Source organism: Mesorhizobium sp. BR1-1-4, from assembly GCF_020165375.1.
GTDB lineage: Bacteria > Pseudomonadota > Alphaproteobacteria > Rhizobiales > Rhizobiaceae > Mesorhizobium > Mesorhizobium australicum.
The window spans coordinates 431,822-448,269 of the sequence record NZ_JAIUIB010000005.1 but is presented as its reverse complement, the minus strand read 5'-3'; the positions used below and the strand labels follow the sequence as shown (position 1 = coordinate 448,269).

At 63.7% G+C, this 16,448-nt stretch carries 15 protein-coding genes; 6 read left to right on the top strand and 9 right to left on the bottom strand.

Features of this window, described 5'->3' with window-relative positions; all coding sequences use genetic code 11:
* Window positions 1–9 precede the first annotated feature (9 nt).
* Window positions 10–1,305 (bottom strand): DUF445 domain-containing protein, encoded by a 1,296-nt coding sequence (locus LB571_RS13890; RefSeq protein ID WP_224595147.1) that lies wholly within the window; start codon window positions 1,303–1,305, stop codon window positions 10–12.
* A 268-nt stretch (window positions 1,306–1,573) separates the two neighbouring features.
* Between LB571_RS13890 and rirA the strand changes: the two genes are divergently transcribed.
* Complete coding sequence (gene rirA / locus LB571_RS13885) at window positions 1,574–2,038, top strand: iron-responsive transcriptional regulator RirA (RefSeq protein ID WP_224595144.1); 465 nt, start codon at window positions 1,574–1,576, stop codon at window positions 2,036–2,038.
* Between the two features lie 32 nt (window positions 2,039–2,070).
* Here rirA and LB571_RS13880 read toward each other — a convergent pair whose 3' ends face one another.
* Genes LB571_RS13880 through hemP form a run of 5 tightly spaced genes read right to left on the bottom strand, consistent with a single transcriptional unit; the run spans window position 2,071 to window position 6,186 of the window.
* On the bottom strand, window positions 2,071–2,862 hold the full coding sequence (locus LB571_RS13880; protein WP_140661088.1) for a heme ABC transporter ATP-binding protein: 792 nt from the start codon (window positions 2,860–2,862) through the stop codon (window positions 2,071–2,073).
* Window positions 2,863–2,869: 7 nt separating this feature from the next.
* Window positions 2,870–3,970, bottom strand: coding sequence for a FecCD family ABC transporter permease (locus LB571_RS13875; RefSeq protein WP_224595128.1), 1,101 nt, complete (start codon window positions 3,968–3,970; stop codon window positions 2,870–2,872).
* A gap of 5 nt (window positions 3,971–3,975) precedes the next feature.
* The gene (locus LB571_RS13870) at window positions 3,976–4,884 is read right to left on the bottom strand and encodes a hemin ABC transporter substrate-binding protein (protein ID WP_224595126.1); all 909 of its coding nucleotides are present in this window, start codon (window positions 4,882–4,884) and stop codon (window positions 3,976–3,978) included.
* 10 nt (window positions 4,885–4,894) lie between these two features.
* Window positions 4,895–5,956, bottom strand: a complete 1,062-nt coding sequence (locus tag LB571_RS13865; protein ID WP_224595122.1) for a hemin-degrading factor — start codon at window positions 5,954–5,956, stop codon at window positions 4,895–4,897.
* A 23-nt stretch (window positions 5,957–5,979) separates the two neighbouring features.
* Window positions 5,980–6,186 (bottom strand): hemin uptake protein HemP, encoded by a 207-nt coding sequence (gene hemP / locus LB571_RS13860; RefSeq protein ID WP_015317483.1) that lies wholly within the window; start codon window positions 6,184–6,186, stop codon window positions 5,980–5,982.
* Between the two features lie 198 nt (window positions 6,187–6,384).
* Here hemP and LB571_RS13855 point away from each other — a divergent pair, with 198 nt between their 5' ends.
* From LB571_RS13855 to LB571_RS13840, 4 genes are all read left to right on the top strand, one after another.
* Entirely contained in the window at window positions 6,385–8,574 is a 2,190-nt protein-coding gene (locus LB571_RS13855; RefSeq protein WP_224595119.1) for a TonB-dependent hemoglobin/transferrin/lactoferrin family receptor, read from the top strand.
* A 2-nt stretch (window positions 8,575–8,576) separates the two neighbouring features.
* Entirely contained in the window at window positions 8,577–9,014 is a 438-nt protein-coding gene (locus tag LB571_RS13850) for a hypothetical protein (RefSeq protein ID WP_015317481.1), read from the top strand.
* An 81-nt stretch (window positions 9,015–9,095) separates the two neighbouring features.
* Window positions 9,096–10,148 carry an energy transducer TonB gene (locus tag LB571_RS13845; protein ID WP_224595117.1) on the top strand — a complete coding sequence of 351 codons (1,053 nt, stop codon included), beginning with the start codon at window positions 9,096–9,098 and terminating at the stop codon, window positions 10,146–10,148.
* 57 nt (window positions 10,149–10,205) lie between these two features.
* Complete coding sequence (locus LB571_RS13840) at window positions 10,206–10,520, top strand: antibiotic biosynthesis monooxygenase family protein (RefSeq protein ID WP_224595114.1); 315 nt, start codon at window positions 10,206–10,208, stop codon at window positions 10,518–10,520.
* An 8-nt stretch (window positions 10,521–10,528) separates the two neighbouring features.
* Here the strand turns inward: LB571_RS13840 and putA are convergent, their stop codons facing one another.
* The gene (putA, locus tag LB571_RS13835) at window positions 10,529–14,137 is read right to left on the bottom strand and encodes a bifunctional proline dehydrogenase/L-glutamate gamma-semialdehyde dehydrogenase PutA (protein ID WP_224595111.1); all 3,609 of its coding nucleotides are present in this window, start codon (window positions 14,135–14,137) and stop codon (window positions 10,529–10,531) included.
* Window positions 14,138–14,300: 163 nt separating this feature from the next.
* Here putA and LB571_RS13830 point away from each other — a divergent pair, with 163 nt between their 5' ends.
* Window positions 14,301–14,753, top strand: a complete 453-nt coding sequence (locus LB571_RS13830; RefSeq protein ID WP_015317477.1) for an Lrp/AsnC family transcriptional regulator — start codon at window positions 14,301–14,303, stop codon at window positions 14,751–14,753.
* 1 nt (window position 14,754) lies between these two features.
* Here LB571_RS13830 and LB571_RS13825 read toward each other — a convergent pair whose 3' ends face one another.
* Both LB571_RS13825 and LB571_RS13820 read right to left on the bottom strand, forming a co-directional pair.
* On the bottom strand, window positions 14,755–15,954 hold the full coding sequence (locus tag LB571_RS13825; RefSeq protein ID WP_224595107.1) for a cytochrome-c peroxidase: 1,200 nt from the start codon (window positions 15,952–15,954) through the stop codon (window positions 14,755–14,757).
* Between the two features lie 7 nt (window positions 15,955–15,961).
* Complete coding sequence (locus LB571_RS13820; protein ID WP_041163818.1) at window positions 15,962–16,411, bottom strand: FixH family protein; 450 nt, start codon at window positions 16,409–16,411, stop codon at window positions 15,962–15,964.
* Between the last annotated feature and the right edge of the window lie 37 nt (window positions 16,412–16,448).

Below are 16,448 nucleotides of genomic sequence, written 5' to 3'. Positions count from 1 at the left end.
CGCTAGGGATCAATTGACCGGGAGCAGCAGCTCGATCGTGTAAAGCACGATGCCCGCCAGCCCACCGATGATCATGCCGTTGAAGCGGATATATTGCAGGTCCCTGCCAATGTTCATCTCGATCAGGCGTGTCAGTTGGGCAAGGTCCCAGCGCTTGACCTGGTCGGCGATGAATTTCGACACACCGCTCTTCTGGCTTTCGACGAAGGAGGCCAGCGCCACCACGAATCCTTGGTTCATGTCGGCCCGGATCTGCGCGTCTCCGGCAAGATGGCGGCCGACTTCGACAAACATGTTGGCCAGATGCTCCCTGATCAACGAATTCGGCGCCTTGGCGTCCTGCTCGATGAACAGGCTGAGGCTCTCCCACATGTCGCCGGCCAGCGCCCTGATTTCGGGTCTGGCGAGGAAGTCGCGCTTCATTTTCTCCGCTCGCCTGGCATATTGCTTGGACGTGCGCAGCCGCTCGACGAAACTTTGCGCGAAACGGTCGAATTCGGCGCGCATCGGGTGATCGGGATCGGCACGCACCTCGTCCAGCAAGGAGCCAGCCGAAGCGACGATCTTCTTCAGGAGATAGGCGTCGGCTCGGAACAGGTTGAACAGCGACGGGAGTTCCTCGCGGATCTTGTCGCGCATCGTCGCCAGCGCCTGTTCGTCGTTGAGAAACCGGCCGATGACCTTGATGAACTCGTCGAACAGCTTCTGGTGGCGGCGGTCGTCGGTGAGCGCCGACAGAAGTTCGGCCGCAAGTGGCGCCAGCGGCACCTTTTCGATCTGTTCGAGCATGCGGCTGGTGACGAAGCCGCGCAGACCGGATTGTTCGACGGCGGCAAGCGTCTGCGGCACCAGCCGCACGACGAAGCGCGACAGGCCGGCGGCGCGTTCGGCATCGGCCAGCCAGTCGGCCACGAGCGCCGAAAAATCGACCTCGGCGAGTTTTTCACGCACCGGTTCCGGCGCCAGGAAATTGGCCTCGATGAAACGGCCGAGATTGTCGGCGATACGGTCCTGGTTTTCCGGGATGATAGCGGTGTGCGGGATGGGCAACCCGAGCGGCCGTTTGAACAGCGCCACCACCGCGTACCAATCGGCAAGGCCGCCGATCGTTGCCGCCTCGGCGAAGGCGGCGACGAAGCCGAGCCATGGATAGTTGCTCTGGAAGGACTTGGCCAAGGCAAAGACCACCACGCAGAGTGCCAATGCCGCCGTGGCTACGAACTTTGTCCGCCGCAACGCGGAAAGCTTGGCGCCCGCGTCGGCATCGAACCGCACTGGCGCCAGGGATTGGTCCGATTGAGCCATGCCGCTCCTCGTCTATTAGGCCTATCTAGTGCCGCGGCCGCCGGAATGCCCGTGGCAGCCGGTTTGTCTGTCCCGGCTTTTGCCCGGCGGCGCACATAAAGTTGACGAGTTTATTCATCTATGATGCCCGGCTAGTCTGGAATTATTCCAAGCTATAGGCCATATTCCGCCGAGACCAGTGCAGCGATCCGGATTCCGGACGAGGGCCGCGCCAGCAAAGTTTAGAATCTGGCGTGGTTGCATCATATCAGCGCCGAGTGAGGACAAGATGCGGCTTACGCGCCAAACCAACTATGCCATGCGCATTCTGATGTATTGCGCCGCCAACAGTGACCGGTTGAGCCGCATCCCGGAGATCGCGGCCGCCTATTCGGTGTCGGAACTGTTCCTGTTCAAAATCCTGCAGCCTCTGGTCGAGAATGGCATGGTCGAGACTGTGCGCGGCCGGAACGGAGGGGTACGGCTCGGCCGTGCCGCCGAATCGATAAGCCTGTTCGACGTTGTGCGCGTGACCGAGGAAAGTTTTGCCATGGCGGAGTGCTTCGAGAACGATGCCGCCGAATGCCCGCTGGTCGACAGCTGCGCGCTGAACTCCGCATTGCGCGAAGCGCTCAACGCCTTCTTCGCCGTGCTTGCCCGCTACACGATCGCCGACCTCGTGGCGGCAAGGCCAAATGTACGCGCCCTGCTCGGCATCGACATGCTGATGGAGCGCCGCGCCCCAGCGGCCTGATCCCTGCCGCATCGTGCAGTGTCGGCTGAATATCAGCTGACCGACGATTGCGGGAGCACGAACGGCATGTTGCCGGCCGGCAGCACGCCGACCTTGAGCCGGCAATCGAACACCTTCTCGATCAGGTCGTCACTCAGCACGTCGCGGGGCAAGCCGCTGGCGGCCAGCCGGCCGCGATGCATCACGAAGATGCGGTCAGCGTACATGGCCGTCAGATTGAGGTCGTGCAGGATCGCTACCACGCCCCCGCCCCTTCTGGCGAAGTCGCGGGCGATGTTCATGATGATCAGCTGGTGCTTGATGTCGAGGCTGGACACCGGCTCGTCAAGGAACAGATAGCGCGGCTTGCCGTCGAGCACCGGCGCCCAGACCTGGCACAGCACGCGCGCAAGCTGGACACGCTGCTGCTCGCCACCGGAAAGCTCCTGATAGAAGCGGCCGGCAAAGCCGTCGAGATCGACCCGCGCCAGCGCCCGTTCCGGCAGGCGTCCGTCCTCGCCCGGCAGCGCGCCCGAACGGCCACCGACCAGGCCAAGCCTGACGACCTCCCGCACAGTGAAAGGAAACGACAGTGTCGTCGCCTGCGGCAACACAGCCCGCTGGACGGCGACCTCCACCGGCTTCATCGCTGCGAGGTCGCGGCCGTTGAGGACGACACTCCCGGTATAGCCGAGGTCCCCCGACAATGCCCTCAGGAAGGTCGTCTTGCCCGAACCATTGGGGCCGACGATTGCCGCCACCTCGCCCGGCCGCGCATCGAAATCGACACCGGCAACAATTCTCTTGCCGGCGATATCGACCGAAACATTCCTCGCCTCGATCATTCCAGCCTCACAAATCGATCACGCCGCGCCTGCGCAGCAATATCCACAGGAAGAACGGCGCGCCTGATATTGCGGTGACGATGCCGATCGGCAGCTCGGCCGGCGCCACGATGGTGCGGGCGACCGCATCGGCAAGCAGCAACGAGGAGGCGCCGAGCAGCCCCGAGGCCGGCAGCAGGTAACGATTGTCGGGTCCGATCAGCAGTCGCAGCAGATGCGGCACGACGATGCCGACGAAGCCGATGCCGCCGCTGACGGCGACGGAGGCGCCGACCGCCGCCGAAACGCCGATGATGGCAGTGTATTTCAGCCGCTGCACCGGAATGCCGAGATGGCCGGCGGTCGCTTCGCCCAGCGCCAGCGCGTTAAGGCCGCGGGCCAGGAACGGCATCGCCGCCAGTGCCAGGACGATTATGGGTCCTACGGAAGCGATCTTGGCCCATGTCGCACCGCCGAGCGATCCCAGTGACCAGAAGGTCAGGTCGCGCAGCTGGCGATCGTCGGCCATGAATATGAGGATTCCGGTCAGCGCCATGGCAAGTGCCGCCAGGGCTATGCCCGCGAGCAGCATGGTGGCGACCGAGGTTTGTCCACGTCGCGTGGCGACCTGATAGAGCGCCAATGTGGTGACGAGACCGCCGACGAACGCCGCAAGCGGCAGCGCCAGCGTTCCGAGCAAGGCGGTCACCGGCGCCAGCGCGGTCCCGCCAAGAACGATGATGATCACCGCGCCAAGGCTGGACCCTGCGGAAACGCCGATAAGTCCGGGGTCGGCGAGCGGATTGCGGAACAGTCCTTGCATGACGGCGCCACAAACCGCGAGCGCCGCACCCACCAACATGCCGAGGATGACGCGTGGCATGCGGATGTCATGGACGATCAAGCTGTCGCGGGCGTTGAGCGCCGCATCGCCGGGGACGGAGCCAAAGAGCCAATCCCTGAAGACGGTCACGGCGGATGCATCCGATGCGCCGGATGTGAGCGAAAGCAAGATGGCGATCGCCAAGCCCAGGCACAGCAGAAGGATGACGGCACGGGCGCGGCCGGAACGATCCCCGTCGGATGCCCTAATCGCCTTCGCCGGACCTGCGATCGACTGGTCGGCCATGATGCTCAGTCCGTGACCTGTGCGCCATAAAGCGAAACGGCGAGATCATGGATCGCGTCGGCCGTGCGCGGCCCGAAGCCGAGTAGATAGGCGCCATCGATGCGGATCAGCTTGCGCGCCGTTCCGGCCGGCGTTGAGGCGATGGATGGATTGCCGAACACTTCGTCGTCCGAGACCGGCGGCCCGGCATTGCTCATCATCAGGATCACGTCCGGCCTTGCGGTGATGATCGCTTCGTCCGCCATTTGCTTGTAGCCGGAAAAGCCTTCCACCGCATTGACCCCGCCCGCCAGCTTGACCATGCCGTCGGCCGCGGTTTCGCTGCCGGCCGCCAGGATCTTGCCACCCTGGGTCGAGAGAATGAACAGCACGCGCCTGCGCTCCTTGATCGAGGCTGTCCGTTTTTCGGCGGCTGTGAGTTTCGCATCGAGGTCCTTGGCCAGCACCTCGGCCTTTGCCTCGGCCCCGAGCGCCTTGCCGACAATGCGGACCTTCTGGAGGATGCCTTCGCGGTTGTACTGCTCGGGAACGTCGATGAACGGAATGCTCGTCTTCTTCAGCACGTCGACGGCTTCCCTGGGGCCGCTGCCGTGCAATGCCAGTATGCCCGTCGGATTGACCGACAAGACGCCTTCCGGCGACAGCTGGCGCATATAACCGACATCAGGCAGGTCGAGCGCGGCCTTTGGATAGAGGCTGGTGGAATCGCGCGCCACCAAATGTCTCTCCTCGCCCAGCGCATAGACGATCTCGGTGATGGAGCCGCCAATAGCGGCGATCTTCGAAGGATCGGCGAACACCGAAACGCCTTCGGTGGCGCCGGCTGGTTGCAGCGCGGCGAAAGCCATGGAAAGGCCGATTGCATAACCGACCATCGATCCGCGCAGGGCGGACGGTCTCGAAACAAAACGCATCACACTTTCCTCAGGCTGCCGTCGGGTTCGGAATGCGCGGCAGGTGCTCGGCCAGAAAACGCCAGTCGTCGCGCTCGCCTTCGCCTTCATGGCGCTTGCCGAAGAACTGGATGATCATGTCGCCATTGGCGGCATAGACCTCGAGCGATGTGACATGGCCGTCCTTGGTCGGCTTGCGCACCGCCCAGACTTCATGGATGTGGTCGGTGCGCAGGTGCAGGTGGAAGGTCTCGTCGAGCACGTTGATCCACGGCCCCATGGGCTTGATCGATTTGATCGGACCGGAGTGGATCTGGATGCAGCCGCGGTTGCCAACGAAGCACATAATCGGCATCTCGCTTTCGGCGGCGTGATGGAACATGGCGCGCACCGCGTCGTTGTCGAGCAGCCAGGCGTAGTCCTGGCCAACCATGCGCACCGCCTGGCGGCGGCTGAGCTTCAGCGTCTTCAGCATGCCGAAGAACTGGTGCACGTCCGTCAGCCGGCTCCAGCGGTCACGCAGGTCATCCGGGCTCGCCCTCGATGCCCCGGCCTCGCTTTCCTCATCGAGAACCGGCCCCGAAATGTCGATCGTCGGCTCCTGGTTCCGCGATTCCAGCGAGGCGACCAGTTTCTGGTAGGCATGGAGGCTGGAGGCCGGGCGCAGATGCACCTTGTGCACCGCGTCGCCGGCCGCATCGAAGAACTGCAGGCTGCGGCGGATATCGTCGCCGTCGCGCTTCTCCACGGCAAAGCCATGCGCCCAGATTTTCGGAAAAATGCGCAGGTCGATGTTCTCGCCGAGCACCATGGCATTGTGATTGCCGGTGACGACCTTGTCATAGACGCCGATCTTCTCGTGTACGGCGCTTTCGTTGCGGGTCAGCGCCATAACCTCGCCAACGGCCTCGATACCGGTCAGAAGGTCGTTGACGCGGGGTTCGACGCGGACGATGCCGTCGCCGCAATGGGCGGCCACCAGCTCGGCCTCCGAAATACCGAGCTGGGCGGCCAGGTCACGCTCGCGCGCTTTCGGATTGTCGGTCCGGGCCCGCCGGATTTCATGCGGAGCGGGTTTTACGCGCTGGTCCATGTCTTTACCCCTGATGCCTTGTCTTACTTGTTGAGAATGAGCTTGCCCTGGCGGGTGATCTTCAGCCGGTAAAGCGCGCCATGATGCTCGATTCCGATTTCGTGCTCGCCCTGGAACAGCGTGTTGCTGGACAGCGTCCGCACCGCCAGCGAGACCCGATCGAAACGGGTGGAGGTATCGTCGGAACGGCGGACGCGATAGCGAAACTCGTTGGGATTGTGCGTGTTCATCTGGGTCGATCCCTTTCCTGTGCCGGGCATCTGGCTAGGCGTTGCGAATTGCCGATTCATTTCTTGACTTGAATAATCATGTTTACTAGTCAGTGCAATACCGGACTAAATGAGTCAACATTTAAGATGCCGGATACGATCAAAATGCCAGCAAGCCCCGGGCCAGCCAGCATGGAACCTGGGATTTGGAGTTGGGGCATGGGGTTGATAAGTTGGGAACGGCGCGGCCGGTCGGCGGCGAACGGTGCGGCGGCTTTGCTCGCAAGCGTGGCGACGATCGCTCTATCCGCGCCATCGGCGCACGCGCAACCTGCGACGCAGGCGGCGAGCGAGCAGACAGATCAATCGAAGAAGACTGACCAGCAAAAGGCAGCCCCCGCGGTCGCTACGTTGCTCGACAGGATCCTGGTGCTCAGCCGCACCGGCGAAACGGCGATACAGTCGCTGGCCTCTGCCAGCCATGTCGACCAGGAACAGCTCGATCGCCGCATGGCGACAACGCCGAACGAGATGCTTTTCGGTGTGCCTGGCGTCGCTGCGCAGGCCGACGCCAGGCGCGTCAGCACCAGCATCAACATCCGCGGCCTGCAGGATTTCGGCCGCGTCGCGGTGATCGTCGATGGCGCGCGCCAGAATTTCCAGCGTTCCGACCACGGCACCCAGTCGACCTTCTACATCGATCCCGAGCTCGTCAAATCCGTCGACGTGATCCGTGGTCCCGTCGCCAACACCTATGGCTCGGGCGCTATTGGCGGCGTCGTCTTCTTCGATACCAAGGATGCGGTCGATTTCCTGAAGCCCGACGAGACCTGGGCCGGATCCGTCACCGGACGCTACGAGAGCAACGGCAAGGGCTGGACCACCAGCGCCACCGGTGCCTATCGCATCAATGAGAACTGGGACGTGTTGGGCAACATCGTTTACCGCGACTACGACAACTACAAGGACGGCGACGGCGACACCGTCAACGGCACCGGCTTCGACGTGCAGAGCGGCCTGTTCAAGACGACCATCCGGCCAACCGAGAACAGTGAGCTCAAGCTCGGCTGGGTCGGTTCGAGCGACGGCTGGGACGAGACCAGCGGCGGCGTGCCGGTCAACGATGTCGACCTGAAGTCGAACACCTTCACGGCCCGCTACAACATCACGGACGAAGACAAGAGCTGGCTCGATCTCCACATCAACACGTCCTACAACAAGACCAATCTCGACCTGACCAGTCTCGCGCCGCAGAATCGCTTCGATCCGGTGACCGGTCTTCCCGTGGTGCTGCCGGCAGGATCACTGTCGACATTCGATGTCGGCACGACCGGCATCGATATCTGGAACACGTCACGGTTCGAAACGAACGGCATCGCGCATGAACTGACCTATGGCGGCGATTGGGTCGGCGACAACGTCAAGACGGGTGGCGCGGCCGGGGGCGACAGTTTCTACACGCCGTCGGGCAAGCGCAACGTGTCCGGCGCCTATGTCCAGGACAAGCTCACCTGGGACTGGCTCGAAGTCATCGCTGGCCTGCGCTACGACAGCTACAGCCTGAAGGATGACACGCACGATATTTCCGGACACAGGCTATCCCCGCGCGTCACGGTCGGTGTCTCGCCGTTCGAGAGCGCCGGGCTTGCCGGCCTGCAATTCTACGGCACTTATGCGGAAGGCTACCGCTCGCCCTCGATCACGGAAACGCTGATCAGCGGCAATCATCCAGCCGGCGTCAGCTTCCCGTTCCTGCCCAATCCAAATCTGCGGCCTGAAACCGGCAAGACGACCGAGTTCGGCGTCAACTACAAGCAGAACGACATCTTCGAACCGGGCGACGCCTTGCGCCTGAAAGCAGCCTATTTCAACAACGATGTCGACGACTATATCGACGGCGTAACGCTGTCGCCGTTCGCTCCAGGCAGCGGCTGCCCCTTCGGCCCCGGAATCCCGATCTGCTTCCAGTACCAAAATTTCGCCAAGGCCAAGATCAACGGTTTCGAGCTGGAAGGCGTCTATGACGCGGCATGGGGCTATGCCGGCTTCTCGGCCTCGATCACGGATGGCCACACCGTTTCCTACAAGGGTGTGGAAGCCGACCTCGCCACTATTCCCTCCTCTCAGGTCACCGCTCAGCTTGGCCTGCGTTTCCTTGAGGACAAGCTGACCGTCGGCGGTGAGGTGCAGTATAACGGCAAGCCGAAGGGCAATGCCGTTGCGACGGACTACACACTGGTCAATGCCTTCGCCAGCTATCAGGCGACCGACAATCTGAAAGTCGATTTCCGCGCCGACAATCTGTTCGACGTCAAATACGCCAATCCGCTGAACGGCAGCACCACGGTTGCGGTCTACGAACCCGGTATCACGCTGAAGCTAGCGGCAACCATGCGCTTTGGAGGCTGACCATGACGCCCTTGACGGCATCCCTTCGTTTGCTGACCTCGACGCTGGCGATGTCGCTGACGACAATTCCGGCGTGGGCTGAGCAGTCCGCGCCGGTCCTGACCCTCGAACTCAATGCCGCGCAGCCTTCCGGCAAGGGCTGCCGGCTGACCTTCCTGGTCAGCAACAATCTCGGCGCCGACCTGACCAAGGCGGCGTTCGAGATCGCTCTGTTCAACAAGGCCGGCATCGTCGACCGGCTGACCGTGCTCGACTTCAAGGACCTGCCGCACGGCAAGACCAAGGTGACACGCTTTGACCTGGCCGGCACCGACTGCACCAAGGTCAGCCGCGTGCTGGTCAACAGCGGAACGGATTGCGCTGGCACGGGCGTCGAACCAACTGCCTGCATGCGCAAGCTGAAGACGGACACCAGGACCGGCATCGCTTTCGGCGTCTGAAGTGGGACCGCATAAGAAAAGACCGTGGCAGGGCCGCTGGCCGGCTTCGATTGCTTACCGGTTGAGGCAGCCGATCTTGATTTGACAAGTCTGCGCGTATCGCTGCAATTTCGCGCCCGCGACATGCAGGAAATCAATCCACTCCCCGACGCTGGCAGCGAGTTGGCAATAGCGCCGGCAGAGCGACTTGCCCAGGCACGACCGCAAGCCAGCAACGGCAAGTGGCAGGCTGCGATCGCCATCTCCTGCCTGCTCCATGCCGGCGTGGCGGCGGCTTTTCTGATCTCGTCCGCCGGCAAGTTCGATTCCAGGGAGGCAGAGCAGTCGGAAGGCGGCGATCACAAAGGTGACAAGGTCGCCGGCAGTGCATTGGACAAGGACCCGGCGGCAATGAATGTCACGCTGGTGCCGCCCCCGCCGACGGCCAAGCCTCATCCGGCAAAGGCGGCCAGACCGGCGCCGACCGCACCTTCACAGCCCGCGCAGGAACCGGTGACACACGCTCCCGAGCCTGCCCGTGACGCCGCGAAGCAGGCTTCGGAGCCCTCGGCGGAACCGGTCAAACAGCCCGTGGCCACGCCGGACATACTGGTGGCGGCAACCCCGCGCCCGGATGACCAGAGCGTGGCTGCCAGGACAGAAACGCCGGCACAGCCGAACGCCCAGGCCGGAACCACCGAAATTCCTGTCACCGTTCCGGACCAACCGCCGATCCCCGTTGCAAGGCCAACTCCGGCGGCTGCCCCTGCCACTGCTGGAGCAGCGAATGAACGGAGCGGCACGGCCGATGGCCAGGACCGGCTGGCGGAAGCGGCCAGCAAGGGCAAAAGGCAAAAAGACCAAGGCAGCGCCGCGGAAGACAGCTACCGCGGCAACGTCTTTCGAAAACTCGGCAGCGTCAATCGTACTCTCCCGCCTTCGCTGCAACTGGCCGCGCGTAACAATGCGGTTGTGGCATTCGCCATAGGCAGGAAGGGCGACATAGACCAGTTGCGCATTCTGGAAAGCTCAGGATCGCCGACTTTCGACGAGGCCGCGCTTGGCATCGTGCGCAAGGCCGCTCCCTTCCCTCCAATTCCGTCACAGGCATCGAACCCGAGCTTGGAGTTCGAGGTCGGGATCGGCCCGTTTTGACTAGGCCCGGAACAAGCGGTGCGGCGCAACCATCAACATCCGCATGAAAGGGACCCCATGTACATCGCCATGAACCGCTTCAAGGTCCAGACCGGCTCGGAGGGCAACTTCGAAGCCATGTGGAAGAACCGCGACTCCAGCCTGGCCAAGATGAAGGGTTTTCGCGAATTCCACCTGCTGCGCGGCCCGGTCAACGAGACCGAGGGCTACACGCTGTTCGCGTCGCACACGGCGTGGGCAAGTCACGATGATTTCGTCGCCTGGACCAAGTCGGAGAACTTCCGCGCCGCCCACCGGAATGTCGGCACGACGAAAGTCCACTATCTCGGCCACCCGCAATTCGAGGGCTTTTCCGTCGTCGAGGGCGCGTAGATGCCGACCTATGCGGCGGCCAAGAGGCTGGCATTGCCACCCGCGGCGGTCGTGTCGACGCAGACCGCCCGCTCATGCGCATAAGCCGCCGGATAAAGCACCTCGCTGACCAGCGGGACGATCGGCCCGCTGCGCTCGGCGATGACCTTGCGCACGATGCGCGCCGCCTCGGGCGTGCCTGAAAAAGCAACCACATCGACGCGCAGCGAGCGCGCCTCGACAGGATCGGGGCGGCCGTCGATGGCCGCCAGCGGCAGGCCTTTGCCGGTCAATGCCGAGAGCGCCGCCGGTGCACCCGGCGCAACAGCCAGCACCGCATTGCCGGCGGCGAGCGCCTGGATGGTCTGCGCCAGCAGCGTGTCGCCGTCCGGCCCCAAGCACAGCACCCGGCCGCGCGGCGACAGCGACAGCGTGTTGGCCTCGCCGGTCGGCCCGGGCAGATCGACCTGGCCGAAATCAATGCTGGCGGCGGCACCGATCGCGGCCGCGCCCTTGCCGCGAAGATGCTTCCTGAGGATGGCGACCCGGTCCGGCCGCGTCGACCAGCCGCCGAGAGCGGGATCGGGCAGATTGTCGGCCAGTTCGGTCGCCGTCACCTTATGGCCTTCGCCGACTTCCGTGCCCGCTTCAGGCCCTTTGCGGAAACGCCTGAGATAGTGCGGCCCGCCGGCCTTTGGCCCGGTGCCGGACAGGCCCTCGCCCCCAAATGGCTGCGAACCGACGACAGCGCCGATCTGGTTGCGGTTGACATAGATGTTGCCGGCATGGATGCCGTCGACGAAATGCTGCACCCGGCCTTCGATGCGGGTGTGCAGGCCGAAGGTCAGGCCGTAGCCCTTGCGGTTGATGGCGGCGATGACGCTGTCGATCTGGTCGGCGTCGAAGGTCGCGACGTGCAGCACCGGCCCGAATACTTCGCGCTCCATCTCCTCGATGCCCTTGACCCGGAAGACATGCGGCGCGACGAAGCGGCCATCCTTGGGCGCATCAAGTTTAGCGATCAGCCGGCCCTGCAGGCCCATCGTCGTGCAATAATCGCGGATCGAACTTTGCGCGTCATCGTCGATCACCGGACCGACATCGGTCGAAATCCGCCAGGGATCGCCGACGTTGAGCGCCTCCATGGCGCCTTTCAGCATCTCCAGCATCTTCTTCTCGACGTCTTTCTGGACATAGAGCACGCGCAACGCCGAGCAGCGCTGGCCGGCACTCTGGAAGGCCGACGCGAGGATGTCACGCACCGCCTGCTCGGGAAGTGCCGTGGAATCGACGATCATGGCATTGAGGCCGCCGGTCTCGGCGATCAGCATGGCGTCCGGCGCCGCGGTCTCGGCCAATTGCTTTTCGATCAGCTTGGCGACCTCGGTCGAGCCGGTGAAGCAGACGCCGGCAATACGCGGGTCCGCTGTCAGCGGACCACCGACCGACGGGCCGTCCCCGGGCAGGAGTTGGATGACGTCTTCCGGCACGCCGGCCTCGCGCAGCATCTCGACGGCGCGGAAGGCGATCAGCGGGGTCTGCTCGGCTGGCTTGGCGATCACTGAATTGCCAGTGACAAGTGCTGCCGCGATCTGGCCGGTGAAGATGGCGAGCGGGAAATTCCACGGCGAGATGCAGACGATGGCGCCGCGCGCTTGCGTGCCCGTTTCGGCGTTCGCCGCCTCGGTGGCGTAATAGCGCAGGAAGTCGACCGCCTCGCGCACTTCGGCGACGCCGTCGGCCAGCGATTTGCCGGCCTCGCGCGTGGCGAGCGCGAAGAACTCGACGGCATTGGCCTCGTAAAGATCGGCGGCACGGTTGAGGATAGCGGCACGCTCGGCGACCGGGCGTTTTGCCCACGCCGGCTGCGCCTCGACAGCGATGCGCACGGCGGTTGCGACCTGCTTGGCGGCAGCCTCGTGAACCGTGCCGACCACCTCGGAAGGCTTTGCCGGATTGAGGATCGGGCGCTGCTTGCCGTAGCCGGCGGCGCGCGTGATCGGCTTGGCGTGCCAGCGATCGGGACCCGCAAATGCCGCTCTGGCCTGCTCGATCGCCGCCAGCGTCACCGTGTCGGTGATGTCGAATCCCTTCGAGTTGCGGCGCCCGATCCCAAAGATCTGGGAAGGCCGGGCAATCGCCGGATTGGCGGCGGGACCCTGGCTTTCAACCGTTTCCAGCGGATCGCGTGCGATATCCTCCGGCTCGACCTCCTCGTCGGTCAATTGGTGCACGAAGGAGGAGTTGGCGCCGTTTTCCAGGAGCCGGCGGACCAGATAGGCCAGCAGGTCCGAATGCGCGCCGACCGGCGCATAGATACGGCAACGCGTGCCTTCGGCCTTGCGCACCGTTTCGTGCAAAGCCTCGCCCATGCCATGCAGGCGCTGGAATTCGAAGGTGTCGCGACTGTCAGCCATCGACAGGATGGCGGCGACGGTGTGCGCGTTATGGGTGGCGAACTGCGGATAGATGCGGTCGGTCATGCCAAGCAGCTTTTTCGCGCAAGCCATGTAGGAGACGTCGGTGTTGGCCTTGCGCGTGAACACGGGATAACCGGCAAGCCCGAGTGTCTGCGCCCGCTTGATCTCCGTGTCCCAATAGGCACCCTTGACCAGCCGGACCATGATGTTGCGATTATGCTTGTTGGCCAGGGCATAGAGCCAATCGATGGTGAAAGCCGCGCGCGGACCATAGGCCTGCACGACGACGCCAAAGCCGTTCCAGCCGGCGAGTTCCGGCTCGGCCAGCACCCGCTCGATCACGTCGAGCGACAGGTCGAGACGATCCGCCTCCTCGGCGTCGATGTTGAGCCCCATCCGCGAATGCCGTGCGGCCAGGGCCAGCGACAACAGCCGCTCGGCCATCACAGGCAGCATCTCTTCCTTTTGCGCTTCTTCGTAGCGTGGATGCAGTGCCGAAAGCTTGACGGAGATGCCATGGTTCTGGCGGATATCTGGCCCGTTCGAGCCAGCATCGAGCGAGGAAATGGCGTCGGCATAGGCCTTGTGATAGCGCAGCGCGTCCGCCTCGGTGCGGGCCGCCTCGCCCAGCATGTCGAAGGAGTAGAGATAACCCTTCTGTGTCATCGGCCGGCCGCGCTTGACGGCTTCCGCGATCGTGCGGCCAAGCACGAACTGCTCGCCCATCTCGCGCATGGCGGCGGCCACTGCCTTGCGGATGACCGGTTCGCCCAGCCGGCGTACCATCGAGCGCAGCGTGCCTTCGATACCGCCCTCACCTTCCTCGAGCACGCGGCCGGTCAGCATCAGCGCCCAGGTCGAGGCGTTGACGAAGATCGAACTCGAACCGCCCGAATGCGCCGACCAGTCGTGCGGCGCGATCTTATCGGCGATGAGATCGTCCATCGTCTCTGTGTCGGGTACGCGCAGCAGCGCCTCGGCCAGGCACATCAGCGCCACGCCTTCCTTGGTGGAGAGGCCGTAGGCCGAGAGGAAGATTTCCATCAGCCGGGGATCGGACGAACCGCGCACCGCCCGCACCAGGTCGGCCGCACGCGCCGAGATCGCCTTACGGTCTCCGGCCGAAAGCCCGGCCGCCTCGGCTAATCGCTTAACCGCTGCGTCTTCGTCGGGCAAATAATTGGCGCGGATCTGCTGGCGGATGGCGTCGAGCGGCATGGCGGTCCTATGAGCAAGCACAAGGGAACGGGCCGGCGGTCACCGGACCGAATGGCGCAAGCTAGCACAAGTGCCAGATTTCAGGCGGTCTGAAAAAATCGACAGGGCAGCTCAATTGATCTATCATGTTGCCGAAAAATTGCTCATTCGGGCTGCAGTTTCGATGACAGAAGATCAATTGGACCGCATCGACAGGAACATCCTGTCGGCACTGGCCGGCAATGGCCGGCTTTCCATGTCGGAACTGGCGGTCAAGGTCGGCCTGTCGAAGACACCGGTGCAGGCGCGGGTGAAGCGGCTGGAGAAGGACGGCTATATCAGGGGATACCAGGCGATCATCGACCGCGAACGCATGGGCGAAGGCCATGTCGCCTTCGTGCAGGTGAAATTATCGGACACCCGATCCGCCGCGCTCGATGCCTTCAACCGCTCCGTACAAGCCGTGCCGGAAATCGAGCAGTGCCACATGATGGCGTCGAGCTTCGACTATCTCCTTAAGGTCCGCACGAAGGACATCGCCGCCTATCGCCGCGTGCTCGGTGAGCGCATCTCCGCCCTGCCCCACGTCGCCCAGACCTCGACCTTCGTGGCGATGGAGACGGTCAAGGACAGGTAACCTATTCCGATAGCGTCTTCAGGAACGCCACCAGTGCGGCGCGCTCGCGGTCCGAGAGCTCCAGCGGGTGAATTTCAGAACTGCCCTCGACGCTTGGCGCAGCCTTGGCATAGTGAGCGACGACCTCGTCGAGCGATGAAAACTGCCCGGCGTGCATGTAAGGCGGCCGCGTCGCCGCACCGCGCAGCGACGGCGTCTTGTAGGCGCGCACAAGTTCCGGCGCATCCTTGACCATGAAGCGCAGCTCGCCGCAGGCACTGGCCTCGCCATCGCGATAGGCTCCGAAGCAGTTGAACGGGTCGGCCTCGACCTGGGCCACCGCATCGACGCGCCCACGATCTGCCGGCAGGCCGGCAGCAGGCGGTACACCCGTGTTGTGAAAACCGTTGTCGCTGAAGCGCGGGCCGTTGTGGCAGCTCACGCAATTGGCCTTGCCGACGAACAGTTTCAACCCAAGGATTTCCTCCGTGGAAAAGACGGCATCGCCTTTCGGCTCGGCGCCTGTCGCAAGGTCCAGCGCAAAGCGGTCGAAGCGTGTCGGTGCCGGCTCGATCGAGCGTTCGAAAGCGGCGATCGCCTTGCCGATATTGGCATAGACGCCGTTGATTGCGTCGCGCTGCGCATCGCTCATCGCGTTCCAGGCGGTTTTTTCGGCATCGCTTCCAAGCGGGCTCGCATTTGGCGGAATGCTGGACAAATCAGGCAATGGCCCGAAGATGCGCTCATAGCGTTCGCCGAAACGCGCCTTCATGTAATGCGCGTAGGCAGCACGGTTTCCCGCCTGTTCCAACGGGTTTTCGAGCGGTGTCAGCGCCTGCGCCCACAGGCTGTCGCGTCGCCCGTCCCAGAAGAACCAGGGGTCGCGCGCCACGCCGGCCAGCGGCATGGTGCGCCGGTTGGTGTGGCCGACTCCGACCGCCTGCGGCAGGTCGTCCTGGAACTGCCGGTCGATCTTGTGGCAGGTCGAGCAGGACACCGCACCGTCGCGGCTCATCCCGACGTCGAAGAACAGCGTCGAGCCGAACGCCGCCGCGGCCGGCTCATCGGCGAAGCGGTTGGTGGTATCAGGCTTCAGCGCCGGCAGCGTATTCAGCGCGAGCGATGCAATCGTCTTCTTCTCGGCATCGGAAAAATCCGGCTTGCCGCAACCGGCAAGGATGGCTGCCACCGTCAGTGCCAAAAAGCAGAAAAAGCGCCTCATCGACCGCTCACAGCACCACGTTGAACAGCACAGTGTCGGAGCCCGCGCCGGACGATATGGCGAAACGCAGTTGCCACCAGCCGCTCATGGTGAATTTCACCCCTTCGATGCGGTAGCGTCCCTCGCCTAGATAGTCGGTCGCCTGCGGGCTGGTCGGCAGACCGTGATTGTGTTGCGGCATGCCACCGGAGATGGCAATCGCGGCTCGCTCCACCGAGGCCCCCGTCTTTGTCTTCAGCGTCAGAAGCCAGGATTCCAGTTCGCCCTGCCGCACGACGCCCCGTTCCGGCACGAAACTCGCTACGTACAACCCGTTGTCGGTTTTTTTCGTCCGCGAGACATCCGGGCCGGCGGGCTGTGCCGAATGCGGCGCGGTCAGATAAACGGCCGCGAGAACGCCGACCAGCAAAGCAGCCAGACCAAGACCTGCCAGGAGATAACGCCATAACGATGCCAAACCGGTTCCTCTTTCGCAGATAACGTCCTGCCGGGCG

Excerpts from the sequence above, each read along its gene's own strand:
- LB571_RS13870 (WP_224595126.1), bottom strand. The coding sequence starts at position 4,884 with ATGCGTTTTGTTTCGAGACCGTCCGCCCTGCGCGGATCGATGGTCGGT.
- hemP (WP_015317483.1), bottom strand. The coding sequence starts at position 6,186 with ATGAACACGCACAATCCCAACGAGTTTCGCTATCGCGTCCGCCGTTCC.
- putA (WP_224595111.1), bottom strand. The coding sequence starts at position 14,137 with ATGCCGCTCGACGCCATCCGCCAGCAGATCCGCGCCAATTATTTGCCC.
- LB571_RS13880 (WP_140661088.1), bottom strand. The coding sequence starts at position 2,862 with ATGATCGAGGCGAGGAATGTTTCGGTCGATATCGCCGGCAAGAGAATT.
- LB571_RS13825 (WP_224595107.1), bottom strand. The coding sequence starts at position 15,954 with ATGAGGCGCTTTTTCTGCTTTTTGGCACTGACGGTGGCAGCCATCCTT.
- LB571_RS13855 (WP_224595119.1), top strand. The coding sequence starts at position 6,385 with ATGGGGTTGATAAGTTGGGAACGGCGCGGCCGGTCGGCGGCGAACGGT.
- rirA (WP_224595144.1), top strand. The coding sequence starts at position 1,574 with ATGCGGCTTACGCGCCAAACCAACTATGCCATGCGCATTCTGATGTAT.
- LB571_RS13890 (WP_224595147.1), bottom strand. The coding sequence starts at position 1,305 with ATGGCTCAATCGGACCAATCCCTGGCGCCAGTGCGGTTCGATGCCGAC.
- LB571_RS13830 (WP_015317477.1), top strand. The coding sequence starts at position 14,301 with ATGACAGAAGATCAATTGGACCGCATCGACAGGAACATCCTGTCGGCA.
- LB571_RS13865 (WP_224595122.1), bottom strand. The coding sequence starts at position 5,956 with ATGGACCAGCGCGTAAAACCCGCTCCGCATGAAATCCGGCGGGCCCGG.
- LB571_RS13875 (WP_224595128.1), bottom strand. The coding sequence starts at position 3,970 with ATGGCCGACCAGTCGATCGCAGGTCCGGCGAAGGCGATTAGGGCATCC.
- LB571_RS13840 (WP_224595114.1), top strand. The coding sequence starts at position 10,206 with ATGTACATCGCCATGAACCGCTTCAAGGTCCAGACCGGCTCGGAGGGC.
- LB571_RS13850 (WP_015317481.1), top strand. The coding sequence starts at position 8,577 with ATGACGCCCTTGACGGCATCCCTTCGTTTGCTGACCTCGACGCTGGCG.